This window comes from Aliiroseovarius sp. YM-037 (genome assembly GCF_048060095.1).
Classification (GTDB): Bacteria; Pseudomonadota; Alphaproteobacteria; order Rhodobacterales; family Rhodobacteraceae; genus JBLUOA01.
Genome location: NZ_JBLUOA010000004.1, coordinates 30,562 through 53,260, shown reverse-complemented (window position 1 = coordinate 53,260; position 22,699 = coordinate 30,562). Strand labels below are relative to the sequence as shown.

At 60.2% G+C, this 22,699-nt stretch carries 20 protein-coding genes; 10 read left to right on the top strand and 10 right to left on the bottom strand.

The window, feature by feature from the left end:
- Positions 1 to 4 precede the first annotated feature (4 nt).
- From ACEWPJ_RS14910 to ACEWPJ_RS14890, 5 genes are all read right to left on the bottom strand, one after another.
- Positions 5 to 802, bottom strand: a complete 798-nt coding sequence (locus ACEWPJ_RS14910; RefSeq protein WP_416513909.1) for an ABC transporter permease — start codon at positions 800 to 802, stop codon at positions 5 to 7.
- Entirely contained in the window at positions 799 to 1,647 is an 849-nt protein-coding gene (locus ACEWPJ_RS14905) for an ABC transporter permease (protein WP_416513908.1), read from the bottom strand. The genes ACEWPJ_RS14910 and ACEWPJ_RS14905 overlap by 4 nt, the downstream gene beginning before the upstream one ends.
- A gap of 56 nt (positions 1,648 to 1,703) precedes the next feature.
- Positions 1,704 to 2,810: an extracellular solute-binding protein gene (locus ACEWPJ_RS14900; protein WP_416513907.1), complete on the bottom strand. Its 1,107-nt coding sequence runs from the start codon at positions 2,808 to 2,810 to the stop codon at positions 1,704 to 1,706.
- A gap of 75 nt (positions 2,811 to 2,885) precedes the next feature.
- Positions 2,886 to 3,887: an ABC transporter ATP-binding protein gene (locus tag ACEWPJ_RS14895; RefSeq protein ID WP_416513906.1), complete on the bottom strand. Its 1,002-nt coding sequence runs from the start codon at positions 3,885 to 3,887 to the stop codon at positions 2,886 to 2,888.
- Complete coding sequence (locus ACEWPJ_RS14890) at positions 3,880 to 4,770, bottom strand: 3-keto-5-aminohexanoate cleavage protein (RefSeq protein ID WP_416513905.1); 891 nt, start codon at positions 4,768 to 4,770, stop codon at positions 3,880 to 3,882. The genes ACEWPJ_RS14895 and ACEWPJ_RS14890 overlap by 8 nt, the downstream gene beginning before the upstream one ends.
- 143 nt (positions 4,771 to 4,913) lie before the next feature.
- Here ACEWPJ_RS14890 and ACEWPJ_RS14885 point away from each other — a divergent pair, with 143 nt between their 5' ends.
- A complete protein-coding gene (locus tag ACEWPJ_RS14885; RefSeq protein ID WP_416513904.1) occupies positions 4,914 to 5,960 on the top strand; it encodes a GlxA family transcriptional regulator in 1,047 nt (348 codons plus the stop codon).
- On the opposite strand, the gene ACEWPJ_RS14880 is transcribed toward ACEWPJ_RS14885, so the two are convergent.
- Genes ACEWPJ_RS14880 through ACEWPJ_RS14865 form a run of 4 tightly spaced genes read right to left on the bottom strand, consistent with a single transcriptional unit; the run spans position 5,942 to position 10,274 of the window.
- Complete coding sequence (locus tag ACEWPJ_RS14880) at positions 5,942 to 6,889, bottom strand: 3-hydroxyacyl-CoA dehydrogenase NAD-binding domain-containing protein (protein ID WP_416513903.1); 948 nt, start codon at positions 6,887 to 6,889, stop codon at positions 5,942 to 5,944. The genes ACEWPJ_RS14885 and ACEWPJ_RS14880 overlap by 19 nt on opposite strands.
- Entirely contained in the window at positions 6,889 to 7,692 is an 804-nt protein-coding gene (locus ACEWPJ_RS14875) for a carnitinyl-CoA dehydratase (RefSeq protein ID WP_416513902.1), read from the bottom strand. The genes ACEWPJ_RS14880 and ACEWPJ_RS14875 overlap by 1 nt, the downstream gene beginning before the upstream one ends.
- Positions 7,693 to 7,696: 4 nt before the next feature.
- A complete protein-coding gene (locus ACEWPJ_RS14870) occupies positions 7,697 to 8,737 on the bottom strand; it encodes an LLM class flavin-dependent oxidoreductase (protein ID WP_416513901.1) in 1,041 nt (346 codons plus the stop codon).
- A 55-nt stretch (positions 8,738 to 8,792) separates the two neighbouring features.
- Entirely contained in the window at positions 8,793 to 10,274 is a 1,482-nt protein-coding gene (locus ACEWPJ_RS14865; protein ID WP_416513900.1) for an aldehyde dehydrogenase, read from the bottom strand.
- Between the two features lie 245 nt (positions 10,275 to 10,519).
- Between ACEWPJ_RS14865 and ACEWPJ_RS14860 the strand changes: the two genes are divergently transcribed.
- The 9 genes from ACEWPJ_RS14860 to ACEWPJ_RS14820 all read left to right on the top strand — a co-directional run bounded on the left by ACEWPJ_RS14860 (position 10,520) and on the right by ACEWPJ_RS14820 (position 21,069).
- Positions 10,520 to 11,287 (top strand): alpha/beta fold hydrolase, encoded by a 768-nt coding sequence (locus ACEWPJ_RS14860; protein ID WP_416513899.1) that lies wholly within the window; start codon positions 10,520 to 10,522, stop codon positions 11,285 to 11,287.
- Positions 11,284 to 13,392, top strand: a complete 2,109-nt coding sequence (locus ACEWPJ_RS14855) for a CoA transferase (protein ID WP_416513898.1) — start codon at positions 11,284 to 11,286, stop codon at positions 13,390 to 13,392. The genes ACEWPJ_RS14860 and ACEWPJ_RS14855 overlap by 4 nt, the downstream gene beginning before the upstream one ends.
- A gap of 13 nt (positions 13,393 to 13,405) precedes the next feature.
- Positions 13,406 to 14,008: an amino acid synthesis family protein gene (locus ACEWPJ_RS14850; protein ID WP_416513897.1), complete on the top strand. Its 603-nt coding sequence runs from the start codon at positions 13,406 to 13,408 to the stop codon at positions 14,006 to 14,008.
- Between the two features lie 319 nt (positions 14,009 to 14,327).
- The gene (locus ACEWPJ_RS14845) at positions 14,328 to 15,857 is read left to right on the top strand and encodes an ABC transporter substrate-binding protein (protein ID WP_416513896.1); all 1,530 of its coding nucleotides are present in this window, start codon (positions 14,328 to 14,330) and stop codon (positions 15,855 to 15,857) included.
- A 2-nt stretch (positions 15,858 to 15,859) separates the two neighbouring features.
- Positions 15,860 to 16,822 carry an ABC transporter permease gene (locus tag ACEWPJ_RS14840; RefSeq protein ID WP_416513895.1) on the top strand — a complete coding sequence of 321 codons (963 nt, stop codon included), beginning with the start codon at positions 15,860 to 15,862 and terminating at the stop codon, positions 16,820 to 16,822.
- Positions 16,819 to 17,643 carry an ABC transporter permease gene (locus tag ACEWPJ_RS14835; protein ID WP_416513894.1) on the top strand — a complete coding sequence of 275 codons (825 nt, stop codon included), beginning with the start codon at positions 16,819 to 16,821 and terminating at the stop codon, positions 17,641 to 17,643. The genes ACEWPJ_RS14840 and ACEWPJ_RS14835 overlap by 4 nt, the downstream gene beginning before the upstream one ends.
- Positions 17,640 to 19,274 carry an ABC transporter ATP-binding protein gene (locus ACEWPJ_RS14830; protein ID WP_416513893.1) on the top strand — a complete coding sequence of 545 codons (1,635 nt, stop codon included), beginning with the start codon at positions 17,640 to 17,642 and terminating at the stop codon, positions 19,272 to 19,274. The genes ACEWPJ_RS14835 and ACEWPJ_RS14830 overlap by 4 nt, the downstream gene beginning before the upstream one ends.
- An 8-nt stretch (positions 19,275 to 19,282) precedes the next feature.
- The gene (locus ACEWPJ_RS14825; RefSeq protein WP_416513892.1) at positions 19,283 to 20,359 is read left to right on the top strand and encodes a hypothetical protein; all 1,077 of its coding nucleotides are present in this window, start codon (positions 19,283 to 19,285) and stop codon (positions 20,357 to 20,359) included.
- A gap of 104 nt (positions 20,360 to 20,463) precedes the next feature.
- Positions 20,464 to 21,069, top strand: coding sequence for a helix-turn-helix domain-containing protein (locus tag ACEWPJ_RS14820; protein WP_416513891.1), 606 nt, complete (start codon positions 20,464 to 20,466; stop codon positions 21,067 to 21,069).
- A gap of 3 nt (positions 21,070 to 21,072) precedes the next feature.
- Here ACEWPJ_RS14820 and ACEWPJ_RS14815 read toward each other — a convergent pair whose 3' ends face one another.
- On the bottom strand, positions 21,073 to 22,599 hold the full coding sequence (locus ACEWPJ_RS14815; RefSeq protein WP_416513890.1) for a trimethylamine methyltransferase family protein: 1,527 nt from the start codon (positions 22,597 to 22,599) through the stop codon (positions 21,073 to 21,075).
- Positions 22,600 to 22,699: the final 100 nt, after the last annotated feature.

Genomic DNA, 22,699 nt, shown 5'->3' with positions numbered 1-22,699 from the left:
TCGTCTATTTGGCCTCGGATTTGGCATTGCGGCGGGACATGATCGAAAAAATCACGAAGGCGATAATGGTGATGGCGATCAGCACGACGGCGGCGGCGGCCACGGTTGGATCGGTGTTTTCGCGGATGCCGTTCCACATCCGGCGCGGCAGCGTGTAGACGTTGTATTTTGAGATGAACAGCGTCACGACAATCTCATCCCAGCTAAGGATGAAGGCGAATAGCGCCCCTGCAAAGACACCCGGTTTGATCGAGGGCAGGATCACCCGGCGCATAGTCGTCCAGTTAGAAGCGCCGAGATTTTTTGAGGCCTGTTCCAACTTCGGATCAAACGTCGCCAGCGATGCGCTGACAGTGATCAGCACCATAGGGGCCGCCAAAATCGTATGCGCGAAGATCAGCCCGGCATAACTGTCAAGCAACCCAAGCGGTATCCACAACCGATAGAACGCCATGGCCGAAATGATCTGCGGGATAATCAGCGGCAGCAGCAGGAAGGCGCGCACCAATTCCGAGTACTTCGACGACACGCGCCACAGTCCGATGGCACACAATGTCCCGAGGAAGGTCGCCAACAGGGACGTTGACACCGCGATCACTCCGCTTTGGAAAAAGCTCGACAGCCACTCCTCAGACGTGAACAGTTTTTCGAAATGGCGCAGGGACAGCTCATCCTTGGGCATCGAAAGGAACCGTTTCGGCGTCAGCGATACCGGAATCGCGATCAACGCCGGCGTCGCCAGAAACAGCAGCAGCACCCATGCGCCCACGCGGTTGAATTTGGCGAACAGACCCGAGGTCATCGCGCCGCCCCCCCGAACACCGTGCTGAGCTTCATGAAGCGCGACATTACCCACAGCATTGCCAGCACGCCGAACAGCATCAGGGCCGCAAGCATCGCCGCTGTGCCCCACTTCAGCGTGACCAGCAATTGCACCGAGATGTATTCCGCCACCATCAGCACCTTGCCCCCACCCAGCACGGCGGGCGTGACATAGAACCCGAGGCTAAGGATGAACACGAGCAGCGTCGAAGCGACCAGCCCCGGCGTGGTCAGCGGCAGGTAGATGCGCCAGAACGTCTGTGTCCCGGTGGCCCCCAGATTGCGCGAGGCATCCATCACTCGGGTATCAAGCGATTGCATCGACACCAGCAGCGGCAACACCGCGTAAGGTATCATATAGTGCACCATGCCGATCAGCACGCCCAATTCGTTGCGCATAAAGGCAATGGGTTCGGCGATCAGCCCGATGTTTTCCAGCGTCCCGTTCACCAGCCCCTTGCGCCCCAGCAGCATCAGCCAGGAAAAGGTGCGGACAAGAATGGATATCCAGAAAGACACAAGCAGCAGCGTCAGCATGTAGTTCTTCTGGCGTCGGTGGCAGTGCACCATGGCGTAAGCGATGGAATAGCCTAAGATCACGCTGAACAAGGTGGTGATGATACAGATGCGCACCGTGGTCCAGACAATGCGGATCAGCGCATCGCTTTCCCCCAATTTGGCGTAGTTGCCAAAACCTGGCTCGGGGTCGGTCACGCTCAGCCACAGGATGTTCAGGATCGGCCCCAGATACAGCGCCACCACCATCGCCAGCAGCGGCGCGACGATCAACCATCCGGGATGTATATGTCGGGTGACGGCTTGCATGAGGTAAAGCAGCTGGGTGCGTGCCGCCGGATCAAATCGGCAGCACGTTTGTCAGCTTAGCTGATCGCTTCGAGGAACGCGTTCACGGCATCCCCGCCATTATTGCCCCACCAATTGGGATCGTTATAGACGATCTTGTCGATGTTCCTGGCCGACGTAATGGCGTAATCCTGTTGATCCTCCGGGATCTGGTCGAACGCCTCGGGGTTTGAGGGCGTCATGCCCAGACAATCAAGCAGCGCCAGCTGCGCGGGGACTTCCTGCGCGGTTGCGATGAACTCCATCACGGCGGCCCCGGCCGGGTTGCCCTTCGGCACGATGTAGGCACCGGGCATCGCCATGGCCTGATTGTTCACCAGCTTGTAGCGCCCATCGGTATCGTTTTCGATGTTGCGACCCCGGTTTTGCCAGACCATCCCCATGGAGACTTCGCCGTTCACGACCATGGAATGCGCCTCGGAACCTGATCCCCAATAAAGGCTGTCGTCCTTGATAGACGTCACCTTGGCCAGCGCACGATCCATGTCGAGAGGATAAAGCGCATCACCTGCCACGCCGTCCGCCATCAAAGCCGCCTCAAGCGAGCCATTGGCCCATTTGTAAAGCGAGCGCATACCGGGGAAATTAGCGGTGTCAAAGAAATCCGCCCAGTTCTGGGGGGGATTGTCGCCATAGGCTTCGGTGTCATAGACGAACGCGTATCCATAGAGGATCACGGAAACACCATGCTCCAGCGCGTAGCCAGGCAGAGTCTTGTCCTTGGACACGACCGAGTAATCAATCGGTTCAAGGTGGCCGGTTGGCCCCAGCGATACGGCGTTGAACAGGTCCGCATCCGCCACGTCCGCCGTGACATTACCGCTGTCGACCATTTCCCTGATCTTGCCTTCCAGCGGGCCGGAGGTGTCGAACTTCAGCCCCTTGCCGGTCTTGGCCGTGAAGGCATCCCCGATGGCGGACCCATGGCATTCCTCGGACTGGCCACCCCAGTTCCACATCACCACGTGATCAACCGCAGCCTTTGCATCGCCCGCCATTACAGCGTTCAGCGCAACGCCTGACGCCCCGCAAAGCGCCAGAAACGTGCGGCGGTCCATGCGGCCTTCCTTGTAGGCGTGGGCGCTGTCTTGCAGCGTTTCTTTCATGAATTGTTTATCGTGCATTTTCTTCCTCCTATTGGGCCCGGATTTGCCCGGTTTCTTCGTCACGACGCCTTTGTGGCGCTCTGTCTTGGGGCCTCAGCCCGTCATCAATTCGACCGCTGCTTCGTCTGTCCAAAGCAGATTGACCGCATCCCCGGCGCTCAGCGTCTCGTTGTTGCGCCAGACGTCGATATCAACTTCAATCTCGGTCCCGTCTGCCGCATCCACAATGACGCGCTGCATGGACCCGAAGTAGGTGACAGACCGCACCGTCCCGCCCAGCCGCGCGTCGGCATGTCCAGAGCCGAGGCGTAGATCAATCTTTTCGGGACGCAGGGCGCAGGTTTTGCCATTTTGTTGAATGAAGTTCGATTTCCCAAGAAAACTGGCTGTGAAGCGGTTGATCGGCCGCTCGTAAAGATCCTTGGGCGTGCCGACCTGTTCAATCGCGCCATCCCGCATGATCACGATACGGTCCGACATCGACAACGCCTCTTCCTGATCGTGGGTGACGTAGATGAAGGTCGTGCCGACGCGACGGTGAATGTCCTTAAGCTGTTCCTGCACCTCGACGCGCAGTTTCTTGTCCAACGCGCCAAGGGGTTCGTCCAGCAGCAACACCGGCGGCGCGAAACACAAGGCCCGTGCCAGCGCGACCCGTTGCTGTTGCCCGCCCGACAATTGCCCCGGCTTGCGGTCTGCAAAATCCTGCAACTGGACGAGTTCCAGCATCTCATCGACACGCGACTTGATCTCTGCCGCGGGGCGTTTGCGCACGCTCAGCGCATACCCGATGTTGTCGCGCACCGTCATATGCGGGAACAGCGCATAGCCCTGAAACACCATGCCAAAGTTGCGCTTTTCCGCAGGCACCTCAGCGATTGAGGCTCCGTCCAACGCGATATCCCCTTCCGAGATATCGAGGAATCCAGCAATCATCATCAAAAGCGTGGTCTTGCCGGACCCTGATGGCCCAAGCAGCGTCAGGAACTCTCCCTTACGGATATCAAGGCTGATATCATTGACCGCCCGAAACGTCCCGAACAACTTTGAAACGTTGCGGACCTGTAAGCTGCCGGTTTGGGTCGGATCAGCCATCCGCGCCCCGCAGGTTCAGCTTGTTGCGGGCCTCTTGCGGCGTGACCACGCGGCCCCCCATGCGTTCGATGATTTCGCGGGCTTTCGTGACCAATTGCCCATTGGTCGCAAACACACCACGCTCCAGATAGATGTTATCCTCAAGACCCACACGGACATTGCCCCCCAGCGCAACCGAGGCGGCCACCATCGGCATTTGCCCCCGGCCAATGCCAAAACTCGCCCAGCTCGCCCCGGCAGGCAATTGCGCTTTCATAGCCGCCATCGTTTCAACCGTCTGGTCCGCGCCCCACGGAATGCCCAGACACAACTGGAACATTGGCGGGGCATCAATCAGACCCTCATCGACCATCGCCTTGGCAAAACGGATATGGCCAAGATCGAAGACTTCCAATTCGGGCTTCACGCCCCATTCCTGCACCATTGCCGCCATCTTACGCAGTGTCGGCGGGGTCGAGATATAGATCATGTCCGTGTCGGAAAAATTGAGCGTGCCGCAGTCAAGCGAGCAGATATCCGGCAGACATTCCTTGATGTGGGCAAGCCTTTCTTCGGGGCCGATCATATCGGTGCCGGGGCCGGGCATTGCAGGATTGGCCGGGTCAGACACCCAGTCGCCGCCCATGCCCGCGGTCACATTGATAACCACGTCCGTGTCGCTGTCGCGCACGCGGTCCACGATTTCCTTGAACAGCTTTGGGTCACGAGAGCCCTGCCCGGTTTCCGGGTCCCGCGCGTGGATATGCGCGGCAGAGGCACCGGCCTTAGCCGCCTCAATCGCGGCGTCGGCAATCTGCTTTGGCGTGACAGGCACATGGGGGCTTTTGCCCGTCGTATCACCAGCGCCGGTGACAGCGCAGGTCAGCACAACGTCGTAGTTCATCTATAAAAGCCCCCCTTTGCCTCAGCTTGGCGCGGACTCGATCAAGAAAGGTGTCGATTATCCGACGAAGTTGGGGCTAATATGACGAAAAAACGCACCATCCGCTAAAGGCTGATCCTGTGAAAATTGATATGAAACCTGAAATGCGGCGCGCGCCGAACCATGCTGTTTTCGTTGTGGTTCCACGGTTCAACATCACCACGCTGATTACGATGATCGAAACCATGCGCATTGCGAATTACCTCGCGCCGGAGCCTATTTTTTCATGGGACATCGTGTCCTTTGACGGGGCCGAAGTGGTGGCAAGCAACGGCATGGCGACAACCGTTACCACCAACACGGACGCCTTGCCCCAAGCGGAATTCGTATTCGTTCTTGGCAGTTGGGGGACAGAACACTACGACAACCGCACCCTGACGGCCTGGCTGCGCAAACGCGCGCGGGATGGTGCAGGCATCTGCGGCGTCGAACTGGGCTGCTATATCGTGGCGCGGGCCGGGTTGCTGGATGGCAAACCTGCGACGCTCCATTGGTCGTGGCTCAGCGGGTTTCGGGAACGGTTCGACCGGGTGGACGTTCAGGAATGTCTGTTCACTATCGAGGGACGGATCATGACCTGTTCCGGGGGGCTTGCCGGAGTTGATCTGATGTTGCGCCTCATCGAAAGCAGTCATGGCAGCGGCTTTTCCGGAGAGATTGCCGACCAGATGCTATATCATCCCATCCGCACGGCCGGTGCGCCCCAGCGCAGCACGATGGGACGCAGCACCGAAACGATGTTGCCACTGGTGCGCGAGGCGATGACCCTGATCGAAGAGAACATCGAGGAACCGCTGAGCGTTCCGGAAATCGCTGAAACGCTCGACGTTTCACAGCGGCAGTTGGAACGCCAGTTCAAGAAACACGTGGGCTGCACGGTGGTGCAATTCGGGCTGCTGAGGCGATTGCAGAACGCCCGACTGTTGTTGATTTCGACCGACCTCAGCGTGCGTGAAATCGCGACGGCGTCCGGGTTCAACACCCTTTCGCATTTCGCGTTTTCCTTTGGCAAATTTTTTGGCCGCCGCCCTTCCGAATACCGCGAGGCTTGGCCCGCGAACGAACCGGCGCCAAGCTGGCCGGGCTCCTTATCGGATTTCCTGTCGACGCTCAGGGATATGCCCGGTCGCGCTCAGCCCGACCGCGACTGACGCAGCGCGCGTAACACGGCGACGATCTCTCGGTCCCGTTGTGCGGCCATATCCTCAAAATGCCGGTCGCCGGCGATGGCGTTGCAGCCATCCACCATGCGGTCCCGCAGATCGCGGGTCAGCTCGGGCGCTTCCAACCGGGTCCAAGGCAGTTTCAGGGCCGGGCCGAACTGATCGAGATTCGTCGCCATGCCGCCTGCCCCACAGGCCACGTGAAACGCCATGCACTGTCCCTGACTGACCATGCGTGGCGCGGGGCCGTTCATCAACGCGATGTCGATGTCCTCTGGCGTTGCTTCGCCGTTGGCCACCATATGCAGGGCCTCGCGCCACAACGCCTCTTGCAGGCGGGTGGCCACGAATCCGGGGATTTCCTTTTTCATCAACAGAGGCGCCTTGCCCGCGATTTCGTAGAACCGCCCCGCCCAGTCCACCGCGTCTGGGGCGGTCTTGTCCCCGCCGACGATTTCAACCAGCGGCAACAGGTAGGGCGGGTTGAACGGATGCCCGATCACAGTGCGTTCCGGGGTGGCGCAAGTGGCCTGAATCTCTGTCATTGTCAGGCCAGAGGTTGACGACCCGACCACCACGGACGGTGGCAGAATATCCCCCATCCGCTTGTAGAGGGCTTGTTTGATCTCCAACCTTTCCGGCGCGCTTTCCTGAACGAACTCGGCCCCGTCCAGTGCGTCTTCCAGATCGGTTACGATCCGCAAAAGATCTAACGAGGCCCCTTCAGCCAGTCCCAGATCCGTCAGGGAACCCCACGCAGTTTGCAGGATGGAGTTGAACGCATCTCTCTCTGCCTCGTCATGCAGATAGGCGGTCACGTCATAGCCACGCGCCAAAAAATGCGCCGCCCAGCCGCCGCCGATGGGCCCCGCGCCAATGCTGGTCACGCGGGTTATGCTGCCGGGATCAGGGTACATCATTCGCCCTTGAACCTCGGTTCGCGTTTTTCGACGAAGGCGGCGACGCCTTCAGCGGCATCGTCCGATTTCAGCATCTTGCGATATACCGGCATCGGGTCCGTGCGCATCTTGTGAAACGCCTGCTCCAGTGGCACGCATTCGATCTCGCGTTGCACTTCCTTGACCGATTGCATCGCCAAGGGGGCCGACCACGCGATGGAGGCTGCCCATTCGCGCGCGGCATCCATCAACTGTTCTTTCGGCACGACCTTGTTGACCAACCCGTAATGCGCGGCTTCCGCTGCGGTCATGCGACGGCCCAACAGGAACATTTCCATCGCGATGTTATGGGGGATACGGCGCGGCAGGCGTTGCAATGCGCCCGCATCCGGCACAATTCCCAGCGGCATTTCGGGCAGCCCGAATTCGACGTGATCCGCGGCAATCAACAGATCGCAGCCCATCGCCATCTCGAACCCCCCGCCAATCGCAAGCCCGTTGATCGCGGCGATGACGGGCTTGTTCAGCGCCCAGTTCTCGGTGAGCCCCGTAAACCCTCCGAAGCCATATTCATCGGCCTCCCACCAGTTATCGAGCTGCATCTCACCATCGTTCAGCGCCTTGAGATCCCATCCCGCCGAAAAGATTTTCTCGCCGCCCCCCGTCAGAATGGCGCAGCGCAGGTCCTTGTCCTCGTGCAACTCCTGAAACGCAGCCGCCAAGGCCTGCGACGTCGGCACGTCGATGGCGTTGACCTTGCCGCGCTCCAACGTGACCTCCAGAACGTGGCCGTCCCGGTGGACCTTTACCCCATCCGACATCTCTCTATCCTTCCTTGAACTCAGGCATGACCTCTTCGCAGAACATCTTGAGAGAGCGCTGCTGCGACGCGTGATCAAGCCCCATCGAGGCGTAGTAGATAAACTCGTTCACGCCCAATGCCTGATAGCGCTTCAGCTTTTCGATGACCTGATCGGGCGTGCCAAACATCAGGTTTTCCTCAAGCATCGCCGGATCGTATTGGTCGCGCCCCTCCAACTGATTCAGCGGAATAGACGCCGGAAAACCATTATGCACGTCACCGGCATTGCGAAACAGGTTCTCGAACTGGCTAAGCACCGTGCGAATGGCGTTAAGCGCGACTTGCCGGTCGGCTTCGTTTCCGTAGACGCAGGAATGCCGCATCAATGCGAACCGGGGTTCCCAGCCGTTGTCAGTCTTTGCAATCGCCTCGTCCAGTTGCTGCTTGTAAAGCTCGGCCTCGGCGAACGGACGCGTCAGGGGCCAGCAATTGACATGGCATTTGTTGCGGATCGCGTAGTCATAGGTGATGGGTGACCGCGCGGCGACCCAGACCGGAACGTCCTCCTGCACGGGCTTCGGCACGGACGTCGACGTCGGAAACTGCCAGTATTCCCCGTCATGGGCATAATCCCCCTGCCACAGTGCGCGCACCGCAGGCAGCATCTCTTGCATATAACGCCAAGCGTCCGATTGCTTCAGGCCCGGCTTCATGCGGTCGAATTCGCGCTGATACGCACCCGATCCGATGCCGAATTCCAACCGCCCGCCGCTGATCAGGTCGGTAAACGCCGCCTCTCCTGCCAGATTGATCGGATGCCAATAGGCGGCGGTCGCCACCGCGGTGCCAAGGCGAATACGGCTGGTTTCGGTCGACCACCATGTCAGCAATTGAAACGGGTTGGGTGCGATGGTCATTTCCAGCGCGTGATGTTCTGCCGACCAGACGATGTCGAAATCGCCCTGTTCGGCAATCTGAACCATCTCAAGCGTGTGGCGGGCGACATCTTTCATATCCAGACTGTCGTCAATCCGCTCCATGTTCACGGCAAGTTGGAATTTCATGTCTGGTCCTTTCGCAGCCTAAGGGCGTTTGGGGAGTAGGTAGGGATCACGCGGGTCATCGCATGACAAACGGGTTCGCCATCGGCGCATCCGACGTATTCATCCAAATCGTCTTGGGCCGCGTGTAATCATAGATCGCTTGAAACCCGCTTTCGCGGCCATAACCCGACCCTTTGACCCCGCCAAATTCGGCAATCGGCGACACCACGCGATAGGTATTCACCCAGACAATCCCTGCCCGCACCGAATTGGCCATGCGCAACGACCGGGCAGAGTCTTTGGTAAAGATACCCGCCGCCAGCCCATGTTCGCTGTCATTGGCAAGCGCCAACACCTCCTCCTCGGTCTTGAAACGCTGCACGGACAGAACAGGGCCAAACAGTTCCGTGTCGACAATCCGCAGATCCTGACGCGGGCATTCGATGATCGTGGGCTCGTAAAACAGCCCCGACATGCCATCGGGCTGCTTGCCACCCACCAGAACCTTGCCGCCCTCTTCTTCGGCGTGGGCAACCTCGCGCTGGATATGTTCCAACTGGCCGGTGGTGCATAACGGCCCCATCTGGGTTTCCTCCGCCAGCGGATCACCGATGACAATCTCGCGCGCCTGCGCGGTCATCTGTTCAAGGAATTCATCCGCGATATCTTCTTGCAGATAAAGCCGCGATCCCGCTACACAGCTTTGCCCTGTTGCGCCGAAAATTCCCGCGATGGAGGCGTTCACAGCGCTTTCGATATTCGCATCGTCAAAAACAATGAACGGGGATTTGCCGCCCAGTTCCAGCGACACTTCGGCAAAGTTGCGTTTGACGTTTTCAAGCACATGCCGCGCCGCGTTCGGACCGCCCGTAAACGACACCCGTGCAACCAGCGGATGGCTTGTCAACACGCGACCGCAAGGCTCTCCGTGGCCTGCGACGATGTTGACGACGCCGGGGGGAATGCCAGCCTCTTCGATCAGCTTGCCAAATTCCAGCATCGCGGCGCTGGCGTGTTCGGACGCCTTAAGCACCACGGTGTTGCCCGCCGCCAGCGCCGGGCCGATCTTCACGGCGACCAAGAACAGTTGCGAATTCCACGGCACCACGGCTGCCACCACGCCCAGGGGTTCGCGCTTGGTAAAGACAAACATGTCGGGTTTGTCGATCGGCAAGGTCTCTCCGCTGACCTTGTCCGCGCACCCGGCGAAAAAGTGGAAGAACTCAGCGATGTATTTCGCCTGCCACCGGGTTTCCTTAAGCATCTTGCCGGTATCGACAGACTCCGTGCGGCCCAGCCCTTCGGAATGGTCGGCCAACAGATCGCCCAGTTTGCGCAGACATTTCCCGCGTTCGGTGGGCGTCATCCCCGCCCAAGGCCCGGTGGTAAAGGCGGCGTGGGCGGCCTCGACCGCTCGGTTCACGTCGGCTTCGGTCGCTTCGGGCACGCGGCTCCAGATCTTGCCATCCGCCGGGTTTACGCTGTCGAAGGTGCCGCCATCTGCGGCATCGACCCACTCCCCGTCGATCAGCATCTGATAGCTTGTGATATTCGCCATGGCGCAATGCTCCCCCTTATGTGCCTTTCCATTCATGTCCGCTTTCGCGTCGGATGTGCCGGAAAATACGACATAACGTGTCGAAAAAACCAAAGGTTCGTCGCAGCGATCAGGGCAGGCTGGCCGCGAGGGAGGCGCATCCATGGCCCGGAAAATGCAAGTTATCGGTGGCACGGTCGAGGTGGAGGCGGTCGCTTGTCGACCGCTTGACGATGCCTAAGGCACCGAATGGCACTGCATATCGGTTGAGCGGACCAGCGACCGGTCCGGTCGTGGTGATGATCCACGGGCTGGGATTGAATCAGGACTGCTGGCAATGGACCACCCCGGCGTTCGAGGATGACTACCGCGTCCTGACCTACGATCTTTACGGTCATGGACAAAGTGCGCCGCCACCCGAAACGCCCAGCCTTTCGCTGTTTTCAAATCAACTGGCCGCGCTTTTGGATCATTGCGGGGCCCAGTCCGCAATTCTCGTCGGTTTCTCTCTCGGTGGCATGATCGCGCGGCGCTTTGCGCAGGATGCGCCGGGCAGAACCCGCGCGCTTGCAATCCTGCATTCGCCGCACAAACGCAGCCCCGACGCGCAGGCCGCAATCCTCAAGCGGGTCGCGCAGGCCCGCCATGACGGGCCTCAGTCAACCGTAGAGGCGGCGCTGGAGCGTTGGTTCACCGCCGATTTCCGACAGGCCAATCCAGACATGATGGACGAGGTCCGCCGCTGGGTGACAGCCAATGACATCGCCATCTATCACACGATCTACCGTGTGCTTGCCGATGGGATCGACGAAATCGTGGCACCCACGCCGCCAATCACCTGTCCAACGCTGGTCATCACCGGGGTCGAAGACTTTGGCAACGGCCCCGAAATGACCCATGCCATTGCGGCCGAAATCCCCGGTGCGAAGGCTGTGATCCTGCCGGGCTTGCGTCACATGGCACTGGCCGAAAATCCCGCCGCAGTGAACAACCCATTGCGGGCTTTCATTAATCGTCTGGATCTCACCTCATGAGTACGAAAATCCTCCAGGGCCTACGTGTGTTGGACCTAAGCCGTATGTTGTCCGGCCCCTATTGCACCATGCATCTGGCCGACCACGGGGCCGAGGTGATCAAGATCGAGGGCGGCGCAGGCGATACCAGCCGGGGCAACGGTCCCTTCCGCGACGATGATCCGTCGCACGACTGGGCTGGCTATTTCGTCAGCCTGAACCGAGGCAAGAAAAGCGTCGCACTTGATCTGAAATCGGATGAAGGCCGGGAACATTTCCGCGCGCTCGCCGCAACGGCGGACGTGGTGGTCGAGAATTTTCGCCCCGGCGTGATGGATCGTCTGGGCCTGTCCTATGAATCGCTGGCCGAGTCGAACCCCCGGCTGGTCTATGCCGCGATCCGGGGCTTCGGTGATCCGCGGACCGGGGAAAGCCCGTATGCGACATGGCCGTCCTATGACGTAGTCGCGCAGGCCATGGGCGGGCTGATCGCGATGACCGGACCGGACCCCGATACGCCGACCAAAACCGGACCCGGCGTGGGCGACATCTTCGCCGGGATGATGATGGCCTTCGGCATCATGGCGGCGCTGCGGGAAGCCGAGGCCACCGGCAAGGGGCAGTTCGTCGACGTCGCCATGTACGACGCGATGATATCGCTCTGCGAACGCATGGTGTATCTGCACGACATGACCGGGAAAGTGCCGCAACCGGAAGGCAACGGGCATCCGTTTCTGACGCCGTTCGGCCTTTATCCTGCTGCTGACGGTCATGTCGCCTTGGGGATCGTTGACGATGCGTTCTGGCAGCGTTTGGCGACGATCATGGAGCGGGAAGAACTGGGGACAGACCCGCGTTTTGCCAGCCGCGCCCTGCGGGCGCAGAATGCGGCAGAGGTGGATAAGCTGGTCTCGCGCTGGACCTCAGGGCGTAGCAAGGCCGATCTGACAACCCTTTTGGGCGGACAGGTGCCGTTCGGTCCGTTGAACACCATCGCCGATATCGCCGCGGACCCGCATGTTGCGGCGCGCGGAATGCTCGCACAGGTCAAAGGCCCGGACCCGGCGCATAAGCCCTGGACAGTCGCCGCCAACCCCCTGCGGTTCGGTGCGCATGGTCACGGCGAACTTGCCGCACCACCAGCCCTGGGCGCGCATGACGCGATCCTGAAGGGTCTGGACCCGGTGCAACCGATGGACGCCGACTCAATACGCAAGCTGCGAGATGCCTTTGGCCGCTTCGCGACGGGGGTCACGGTCGTGACGACGCGTCAGCCCGACGGCACACCGCGCGGTTTCACGGCGAATTCATTTACGTCCGTTTCGCTCGACCCGCCGCTGCTGCTGGTGTGTATCGGCAAGCGTGCCCTGTCATGTGACACTTTCGCCGGGTGCGATAACTTTGCGGTCAACATCCTGGCGGACGATCAAAAGGAAATCTCGGGTCTTTTCGCCTCGCAATCCCCGGACAAGTTCGACACCGCCGACTGGCACCCGGATGCGCAGGGGATTGCGATTCTGGACGGGGCCCTGACCAGTTTCAGCTGCGCGCGCCACAGGCTCGTGGATGCGGGCGATCATCTGATCCTGATCGGGCGGGTGCTGACGTTCGAGACTGGGGACGGCCAACCGTTGGGCTATTACAAGGGCGCCTATTTCGACATCGGGCTCGACCGCGCGCTGACCGATGCGGCGGCCTCGGGGGGCGGCCGACTGGGCGCGGTCCTTGAATGCGAGGGCTGGCTTTTGCTGGCTGAAGAGCCCGACGGCGGGATCACCGTTCCCACTGCTCCGATCAAGGACAATTCCGTCGATGGGTTGGTCAAGACCCTCACGTCACTGGGGCTGTCGCCCGAACTGACGCATCTTTACGCTGTTTACCAAATCACGCGGGCCGACACACAGCGGATCATATACCACGGCACGGTCCGCGGTGAACCATCCCAAGGTCTGCAATACTTCGACCTGAACGCATTACCGCTCGACCGCGTCGGGAACGACGCCGAACGCTCCATGCTGCGGCGCTATGCACAGGAAAACCGGCACGGCAGCTTTGGCATTTACCACGGAACTGAGGTGGAAGGCGTGGTGCACACACTCGCCGGACACCGAAAATATCATATCTGACAGGAGAGACTACATGCTTCCCGAATTGCGCAAGGTCGTCACCTTTGACGAAGACATCCATACCGAAGGAGGCCGCGCATCCGATCCCGTATTGCGGATGATCGGCGTTGCCGCCGTGGTCACGAACCCCTGGTCCGGGCGTGGTTTCGTCGAAGACCTGTCACCCGAAATCAGGCGCATGGCCCCGGTGCTGGGAGAGATGCTGTCCGATCGGCTGATTGCGCTGGCCGGATCGGGGGACGCAATCGAAGCCTACGGTAAGGCCTGCATCGCGGGCACCAGTTGCGAGGTCGAACATGCCTCCGCTCTGATCCACACGCTGCAATTCGGGAATTTTTACCGCGAAGCCGTCGGTGCCAAAAGCTATCTCGGCTTCACGAACACACGGGGTCCAGCGAACACGCAAATACAGATCCCGTTGATGGACAAGCACGATACCGGGCGACGGTCGCATTATCTGACGGTGCAATTCTCGATCTACGATGCGCCGGCGGTTGATGAGCTTGTCGTCGCGCTTGGCGCCGCAACCCGCGGGCGCCCGCATCACCGCATCGGCGACCGATACTCCGATCTGGCAGCCTTGGGTCGGGACGTCGAAAATCCCGCTGGCGTCTGAATTACCGCCGACCCTAACCGCAACTCGAAACGCGGCGGACCATTGAAACTCTCTCAAAAGAACTGGCACCGCATCACATCTGACTGAAGCCACCGAACAGGCCTGCCGCGGACGATGACGGCAGATAAAAAGTAGACAAATGTTCACCCTTATGCAAGAAATTGAGTAAAGGGAACCACGACATCTTCATTCAAGATGTCAGAACTTTTGGAAGAACGGCGTGGCCGAACGTGGCATCAGCCGGTCTCCCTCGCAAGAATAGTAAGAACTTGCGCACCGCCTGAAACGGTGCAGATCGCCAATTGAATGGGAGGCTACTATGATTAAACGCAGAGACTTTCTGAAAACCTCGGCGGCAACGGCGGGATTGCTCGGCCTGAGCGCCACCCTGCCGGCCCGCGCAGCAGCAACCAAGGGCGGGCATCTGGTGATCGGAACCACCGGCGGCAGTGCCGGAGATACGCTCGACCCGACCAAGCTGACCTCAGTCGGTCACGGTGTCATGGGCTACACGCTTGGCAACTGCCTGACGGAGATTGAGGAAGGTGGCGAACTGGTTGGCGAACTGGCGGAAAGCTGGGAATCCTCTTCCGATGCGGTCACCTGGACGTTCAGCCTGCGACAAGGCGTAACCTTCCACAATGGGCAGCCGATGACGGCGGCCGATGTGATTTATTCCATCAACCTGCACCGGGGTGAGGATTCGACCTCTGGCGCCAAGGGCCTGCTGTCGAATATCGCGGATGTGACGGCGGACGGGGATCATACGATCGTGGTGACGATGACGGCCGGAAACGCGGATGTGCCCTATTTGATGGCGGACTTCCATCTGCTGGTCGTGCCTGCCGGCACCGAGGATTATTCAGCCGGAGTGTTTACCGGCCCCTACATGCTCAAGGAATTTGTGCCCGGTGAACGCCTGAGCGCGACGCGTAATCCCAACTACTGGAAGGCCGACCGTGCGCATGTTGAGTCAATCGATGTGCTCTTTGTCGACGACACGACCGCCCGTATCAGCGGTTTGATCACGGGCGAAATTCACATTGCGGGCCGTGTTGACCCGCAATCTGCCGCACTGATCGACGGTGCGCCGGGTGTTCACACGGAAAACCATCCGGCTGCCGGGCATCGCCCGCTGCTGATGGCTTGTGACCGTGCGCCCTTTGACAATCTGGACCTGCGGCTGGCGGTGAAGTATTCGCTGGACCGTCCGCAAATTCTGGAAAACGTGATGGCCGGGTTTGGGTCATTGGGGAACGATCACCCGATCCCGCCCTCTGATCCGTTCCACGCGGCCGACATACCGCAACGTAAATACGACCCGGACAAGGCCGCGCATCACCTGGGGAAGTCAGGGTTTGATGGCACGCTGGAGCTACATACCTCCAACACCACGTTCTCGGGGGCCGAAGCAATGGCGGCGCTGTTCCAGCAATCCGCCGCGGCGGCTGGGCTGAAAGTGGATATCAAGCGTGAGCCGGCGGATGGGTTCTGGTCTAATGTCTGGATGCAAAAGCCCTTTGTCAGCGGCGCATGGGGCGGACGCCCCACGGCGGATATCATGCTGACCACGGCCTATTCGTCCGAAGCCTCCTGGAACGATACCGCATGGCGGCGCGACGATTTCGACCAGAAGCTGGCGATGGCCCGGGCCGAGACGGATTTTGACACGCGCAAGGCGCACTATCACGATCTGCAACTCATGATCCACGAAGATGGCGGCGCGGGCATTCCGTTCTTTGTCAACAACGTGGACGGGGTGCGGGATGAAGTGAAGGGCTTCTATCCGGCCGGCTCATTCGAACTGTCGGGGATGCGCGTGGCAGAACGTATCTGGCTTGAAAGCTAGGAGTGTCTGACACCTCGATTACGGCACTGGTCCTGAAGCGGTTGGCTTCGGGGCTGGTGACGTTGTTGATTGTGTCGCTGCTGGTGTTTGTCGGCACGGAAATTCTGCCGGGCGACGTCGCACAGGCCGTGTTGGGCCAGCAGGCCACCCCCGAAGCGGTTCAGGCCATTCGCGACGAACTGGGGTTGGAGCGCCCTGCCCTTATACGATACTTCGAGTGGCTGGGTGGTTTTGTCCAAGGCGATCTGGGTCGGTCGCTGGTCAGTGGTCGCGAAATTTCGGAGATGATCGGGCAGCGCCTGCGCAACACCTTCTTTCTGGCAGCCATGGCGGCTGTGATTGCGATCCCGCTGTCTGTGGGACTGGGCCTGCTCGCAGCCCTTTATGAGGGGCGACTGACGGATAAGAGCATCAGCATTTTCACGCTGATCTTCGTATCGCTGCCCGACTTCCTGCTGGGTTATATCCTGTTGCTGGTGGGTGCCGTGGTCTTGGGCTGGTTCCCGGCCTTGTCAAAACTGACGGACTCCATGACGTTCTGGCAGCAGCTCAACGCGGTTGCCCTGCCCTGCCTCACATTGGCGCTGGTGACGTCGTCGCATACCATGCGCCTGACCCGTGCGGCGGTGCTGTCGGTCATGCACCAGCCTTACGTAGAGATGGCCGCGCTCAAAGGTGCCTCGCGCCGACGCATCATCCTGCGCCACGCCCTGCCCAACGCGTTGTCCCCCATCCTCAACATCGTGATGCTGACGCTGGCTTTTCTGGTCGTCGGCGTGGTGGTTGTCGAGGCGGTCTTCAACTATTCCGGCATGGGGCGGTTGATGATCGATGCGGTCTCGAAACGAGATATGCCGCTGGTGCAGGCCTGCGGGCTGATCTTTGCGTCGGTCTATGTGCTGCTGAACCTGACGGCTGACATTTTGTCCCTGCTGACCAATCCCCGTCGCAGGAGGCCGAAATGAACCAGCTGCTGCGCGATCTGGATACCGGGGCCCGCATTGGGCTGCTGATCGTGCTGGGGTTTCTGGCGGCGGTCTTTGTCGGCCCCTTCATCATTCCCTATTCCGAGGTTGAGATCGTCGGTTCCGTCTTTTCGCCGCCCAGTGCCGCGCATTGGCTGGGCACGGACAATGTCGGGCGCGATCTGTTGGCACGTATTCTGGCGGGCGGGCAGATGACGATCATCATTTCGTTTCTGGCGACCTGCGGTGCCTTTGCCATCGGTGTGCCGCTTGGCATTGTTTCGGCCATTCTCGGCGGTTGGTTTGACTTGACCGTCACGCGCATAGTGGATGCGTTGATGGCGTTCCCTGGGCTGATCCTTGCGCTGATACTCCTGTCGGCCCTCGGCACCTCTCTGCCCGCGCTGCTCTTGGTGATGTCGGTGCTTTCTTCGACCATCGTGTTTCGCCTGACCCGGGCGGTTGCCGCTGATGTGGCGGCAATGGAATACATCGAGATCGCCCGCCTGCGCGGGGAAAACATGCGCTGGTTTCTGTTCAAGGAAGTGCTGCCCAATGTGGTCCCGACCCTGCTCACCGAATTCGGATTGCGCTTTGTCTATGCGGCGATCCTTATCTCATCGCTGTCCTTCCTCGGCATCGGTGTGCAGCCGCCCTATGCGGACCTTGGCGGGATGGTCAAAGAAAACTCCCTCGCGATCACCTTTGGTCGTCCGGCTCCCATCCTGCCGGCCCTCGCGCTCGCGATCCTCGCGATCGGGATCAATCTGGTGGTGGATGGCCTGTTGAAACGCAACGCTGATCTGGACCTGCACAAATGACTGAACCGCTTTTGCAGATGCGTGATCTCAGGATCGAGACAGAAGTCAATCCGCGCGACAAAAATGCCCGGCCGGTCGAGATCCTCAAAGGCATCGATCTGACCCTGAACCGGGGCGAGGTCCTGGGCCTGATCGGTGAATCCGGGGCGGGTAAATCCACCATCGGGCTGGCGGCGTTGGGTTTTGCCCGGCGCGGCTTACGGCTGTCCGGTGGCGAGGTCTGGCTTGACGGGAAAGAGCTGCGCCGCGCGCCCGAAGATGTGCTTCGCAATATCCGGGGGCAGAAGGTGGCCTATGTCGCGCAAAGTGCGGCGGCGGCGTTTAACCCCGCCCACCGGCTGTTGTCTCAGGTGCTTGAGGTGACGAACATCCACCACCAGATGGACACCGGAAAGGCCGCCAAACGCGCGGTGGAGCTGTTCGGCCGCATGGGCCTGCCCCACCCCGAAGAGTTCGGTAAGCGCTATCCGCATGAGGTTTCGGGCGGTCAGTTGCAACGGGCGATGACGGCGATGGCACTGGCAGGCGAACCTGATCTGCTGGTCTTTGACGAACCAACCACCGCGCTGGATGTCACGACGCAGATCGACGTTCTGGCGATTATCAAGGACGTGATCCGCGACTTCGGCAGTGCCGCCCTCTACATCACCCACGACCTTGGGGTGGTGGCGCAGATCGCCGACCGGATCAAGGTGCTGCGCCATGGGCAGGAGGTCGAAGAACAAGAAACCGCCGCTCTGCTGGCAAACCCGCGCGAAGACTACACGCGCGACCTGTTGAATGTGCGGCGCGCCTCGACCGACGCGAACGGCACCGACAGGGATGAAACGATCCTCGCGCTCGATCATATCGATGCCGCTTATGGCGCGGTGCAGGTGCTGTGGGATGTGTCCGTCGCATTGCGACGCGGAACCTGTCTGGCGATTGTCGGAGAATCCGGCAGCGGAAAATCCACGCTGGCGCGCGTGATTATGGGGCTGCTGCCACCCGTGAAGGGGCAGATCACCTATCAGGGGGACGCATTGTCCGGCGCGCTGGTCGGCCGGTCGACAATTTCGCGCAAGGCCATCCAGATGGTCTATCAACTGCCTGACGTCGCCATGAACCCCCGCCAGAACGTCGGAGAGATCATAGGCCGTCCGGCGCAGGTGTTCCTGGGCCTGTCAAGAACCGCCGCGCGGGAACGCGCCAAGGAACTGCTGGAACTCGTCGATCTGCCGCCCGACATGATCGACAGATTCCCCAACCAGTTGTCGGGCGGACAAAAGCAACGGGTCTGCATCGCCCGCGCACTGGCGGCCGAACCTGATACGGTCATTTGTGATGAAGTCACGTCGGCCCTTGATCCTCTGGTCGCGGAAGGCATCACCGAGTTGTTGCTGCGGCTGCAACGCAAACTGGGCGTGTCCTACATCTTTATCACCCATGATATGGCGATGGTGCGCGCGATCGCGGATGACGTGGTCGTCATGCAGAACGGGCGGGTGGTTGAGCAGGGTCCGAAGGATACCATCTTTGAGCCCCCCCATGCCGACTACACCCATCTGTTGATCTCCTCGACACCCGAGATGAGAACGGACTGGCTTGAAACGGTCTTGCAGGAACGTCGCATGGAAGCGGCCGGAAACTAGGGGGACGGATGGCATTTAACCCAAGGGCAGGAGCGAAATCGCTGATCGAGGACGCGATCGGTGCAAAGCCGGGTGACACACTTGCCATCGTGGCGGAAGACCCCGGATTGGGTATCTATGACGCGCTGGTGCCCGATTGCGTGGCCGAGGTCGCAGGCACCCTTGGGATCAGCACAACAATCATTCCCGTGGGCGATCACGCCGGGCTTGAGGACATTCCCCCCGAGGTCGCTGACGCGCTGAACACTGCCGATCATGTGCTGTTCCACTCCCGTCTGGGCGACACACTGCGATTTTCGAATATCCCCGGTCAGGCCAGCAAGACGATGAGCTATGCGCTGGATCTGTCGATCCTTGGCGGGCCGTCCTGCACCGTGCCCCACCGGGTAATGGAGGAGGTTCGTGCGGCCTATGACCGGATCGCCGATACGGCGGAAACCTGGCGGATCACCTGCGCGAACGGCACGGATATCTCCGGCACCCAAGACATCGCCCGCGTGGCCCGTGGCGAGGCCGAGGACTTCACCGTTACCCGGTATCCGGTCTGTGCGCCGCGCCCCCTGCCCTGTGACACAGCAAACGGCGTCGTGGCGCTTAGCCATTGGTTGATGGCATCGGGAAACCGGCAATACCCCGATGACGAAGTGCTGCTTCCCAACCCCGTGCTGGGCCATGTCGAGAATGGCCGCATCAAGGGGTTCGACGGCCCCGCCGATCTGGTGGCCCAGATTGAACGCCACTACCTACGGGTTGGCGATACCTTGGGCATTGATCCCTGGATCGTGCACAGCTGGCATGCGGGGATAAATCCGGGGACCAGTTACCCGATCAACGGCACACATAACATCGAACGCTGGGGCAAGGTCGCCTTTGCCAATCCGCGCTACCTGCACTTTCACACCTGTGGCGGCTACGCACCGGGAGAGATCGCGTGGTCGATATTCGATGCCGATGTGACCTTTGGGGACGTTCAGATGTGGGACAAGGGTGAGTTGCTGTTTCTAAATGGCCCGGAAGTGCGGGACATTCTCGCCAGCAACGACCTTGGACAGCTTGAGTTCTACCGCAACATCGGGATCGACTGACCACACAACGCGTCAGGCTTCACCGGTGGCATGCGGTGGCGGTCTGCATTACATTGCCCCCAGCCCTGAGCGGGATAGGCTGCGATATTGATAGGATCACGAGCTTGGACCAACACTCTTCACATGACACACCTCCTGAGAAGGTTGACCTGTCTGTCACGGTCGGCCATGCGGTAAAGCGGCAACGCGAAATTGCGCATATATCCCTGCGCAAACTGGCAGAGCTTTCGGGGATTTCCTCGGCGATGGTGTCGCGCATCGAAAACGGTCAGGTCTCGCCCTCGTTGACGACGCTGGAATCGTTGGCCGATGCGCTGTCATTGTCCGTCATCACCTTCTTTGCGGACAGCGTTCAGACCGCCGATGTGATCCACGTAAAGGCGGGGCAAGGGCTGCCCGCAACCCGCAGCTTTGCGGATCACCAGCACGAATTTCGCATTCTGGGGCGACACCACAAAAACCCGCTGGAGTTCGAAGCAGCGTCGGTTACTCATGGGCGACGCAAGGACGATACATATCCCAAATACATCAACCGAGGTTATGTCTTTGTGACGATCACCAAGGGGGAATGTATCTATCAATGCGGGGACGAGGAGTTTCCCATGGCCGTCGGGGATTCCCTGAGCTTTGATGCCGAATTGCTGCACGGCCTTAAAGAGGTGATTACCAAGTCGGTCACCTTCTCGACCATTTCCGCCAAGATTGTCTGATCGCTAGGCGGCGTTCTCCGCCGAAATCTCATGTTTGCGGCGGGCGACAAAGTCCTTCAACTGGTCTTCCACGCCGGCATCCATCGGTGGTCTTTCATATTCGGCCAGCATCTGTTTCCAGATCCGGTTGGCGCGGATTTCGGCGGATTCACCGCCCTGCTCCGCCCAAGTCTCGTAATTGCGCGTGTCGGTCAAAATCGGATGATAGAACGCATGTTCATAGCGTTCGAGCGTATGGGGTGAGCCAAAGAAATGCCCGCCGGGACCAACCTCTTTGATTGCGTCAAACCCCAGCGTGTCGGTGTTGACCAGCATCGGCTGCATACTTTCGGTCATAAGCTGCAATATCTCGGCATCGAGGATCAGCTTTTCATATGACCCCGATAGTCCTCCTTCGAGCCAGCCAGCGGACGCGAAGATGATGTTGGCGTGGCCCATGACAGCGGCCCAAAGGCACATTTCGGTTTCATAGGCGGCCTGAGCATCCACGGAATTGGAGCCGGTGTTCAGGGAGGATCGGAATGGCAGCCCATAGTGCCGCGCAAGCTGGCCGGAGGCCCACGTCGTCTTGGCAAACACCGGTGTCCCAAAAACAGGCGATCCGCTGCGCATGTCCACATTCGTCAGATAGGACCCGTAAACAACCGGCGCGCCGGGCCGAACCGCTTGCGCCAGGGCACAGGCTGCCAGCGCCTCTGCGTTCTGGACAGATAAGGCACCGGCCTCGGTTGCCGGGCTCATCGCGCCTGCCATCGTGAAGGGTGCAATGATCAGCGGCTGACCAACCCGCGCCATTTCGACAATGCCTTCGGCCATGGCCGTGTCGATCATCAGGGGGGAATTGGTATTGATCGGGGCGGTGATTACGGGACGGGCGGCAAGGCCGTCGTCGTCGCACTGCATCATGATCTTAGCAATCTCGATCGCGTCCCTGGCACGGGTTTGTCCGTTGCTCCAGAACTTCCAAGTCTTGTCAGTAAGCGTTGCATGGGCAAAGGCCACGTCCAGATGCCGCGTTTCTGCGGGCAGGTCGAGCGGTTCAAACCCGCCACCGCCCGCCTGATGCACGGCGTTGATAGCATGAACCAGTTTGACGTATTCGCGCATTTCCTCAAATGTCCCGGCGCGTCGCCCCCGATCAAGATCATTGGCGAATGGCGGGCACATGACGGATGAAAAAACGATCTCGTTTCCGCCCAGCGTCAGATTGTAGTCAGGGTTGCGGGCATGAAGATCAGCCGTTGCCGGCGCGAGGGAAACCAGCTCCATCACTCTGTCGGGATCAAAGCGCACCATCTCTTCCGCCTCATCGACCGTGCAGCCGGCCTGCGCCAGATAGCTGCGGGATCGCGCGTCCAGCACCCTGATCCCTATATCGCTCAGGATGCGCATGGAATTGTCGTGGATTTGTTGCAGCTGATCTGGTGTCAGAATTTCGATCGGCGCATAAGGGTTCTTGAACCGCCGCCACGGTGTCTGCTCAAGCCCGGCATTCGGGTCCCTGCGTTTTCGGGTGGAACGTCGTGCCATGGGTGCTCCTACATCGGCCCTGCGCCTTTTTGGAATGGAAATTCCCGTGCCTCGGCAAATCCGGGCTGGTTCAGGATCGGGAAACGCGTCACCGGACGAC

Coding starts and splice junctions, on each gene's coding strand:
- ACEWPJ_RS14855 (WP_416513898.1), top strand. CDS start 11,284: ATGAGTACGAAAATCCTCCAGGGCCTACGTGTGTTGGACCTAAGCCGT.
- ACEWPJ_RS14910 (WP_416513909.1), bottom strand. CDS start 802: ATGACCTCGGGTCTGTTCGCCAAATTCAACCGCGTGGGCGCATGGGTG.
- ACEWPJ_RS14870 (WP_416513901.1), bottom strand. CDS start 8,737: ATGAAATTCCAACTTGCCGTGAACATGGAGCGGATTGACGACAGTCTG.
- ACEWPJ_RS14875 (WP_416513902.1), bottom strand. CDS start 7,692: ATGTCGGATGGGGTAAAGGTCCACCGGGACGGCCACGTTCTGGAGGTC.
- ACEWPJ_RS14865 (WP_416513900.1), bottom strand. CDS start 10,274: ATGGCGAATATCACAAGCTATCAGATGCTGATCGACGGGGAGTGGGTC.
- ACEWPJ_RS14850 (WP_416513897.1), top strand. CDS start 13,406: ATGCTTCCCGAATTGCGCAAGGTCGTCACCTTTGACGAAGACATCCAT.
- ACEWPJ_RS14825 (WP_416513892.1), top strand. CDS start 19,283: ATGGCATTTAACCCAAGGGCAGGAGCGAAATCGCTGATCGAGGACGCG.
- ACEWPJ_RS14905 (WP_416513908.1), bottom strand. CDS start 1,647: ATGCAAGCCGTCACCCGACATATACATCCCGGATGGTTGATCGTCGCG.
- ACEWPJ_RS14830 (WP_416513893.1), top strand. CDS start 17,640: ATGACTGAACCGCTTTTGCAGATGCGTGATCTCAGGATCGAGACAGAA.
- ACEWPJ_RS14815 (WP_416513890.1), bottom strand. CDS start 22,599: ATGGCACGACGTTCCACCCGAAAACGCAGGGACCCGAATGCCGGGCTT.
- ACEWPJ_RS14890 (WP_416513905.1), bottom strand. CDS start 4,770: ATGAACTACGACGTTGTGCTGACCTGCGCTGTCACCGGCGCTGGTGAT.
- ACEWPJ_RS14845 (WP_416513896.1), top strand. CDS start 14,328: ATGATTAAACGCAGAGACTTTCTGAAAACCTCGGCGGCAACGGCGGGA.
- ACEWPJ_RS14885 (WP_416513904.1), top strand. CDS start 4,914: ATGCGGCGCGCGCCGAACCATGCTGTTTTCGTTGTGGTTCCACGGTTC.
- ACEWPJ_RS14880 (WP_416513903.1), bottom strand. CDS start 6,889: ATGTACCCTGATCCCGGCAGCATAACCCGCGTGACCAGCATTGGCGCG.
- ACEWPJ_RS14895 (WP_416513906.1), bottom strand. CDS start 3,887: ATGGCTGATCCGACCCAAACCGGCAGCTTACAGGTCCGCAACGTTTCA.
- ACEWPJ_RS14900 (WP_416513907.1), bottom strand. CDS start 2,810: ATGCACGATAAACAATTCATGAAAGAAACGCTGCAAGACAGCGCCCAC.
- ACEWPJ_RS14835 (WP_416513894.1), top strand. CDS start 16,819: ATGAACCAGCTGCTGCGCGATCTGGATACCGGGGCCCGCATTGGGCTG.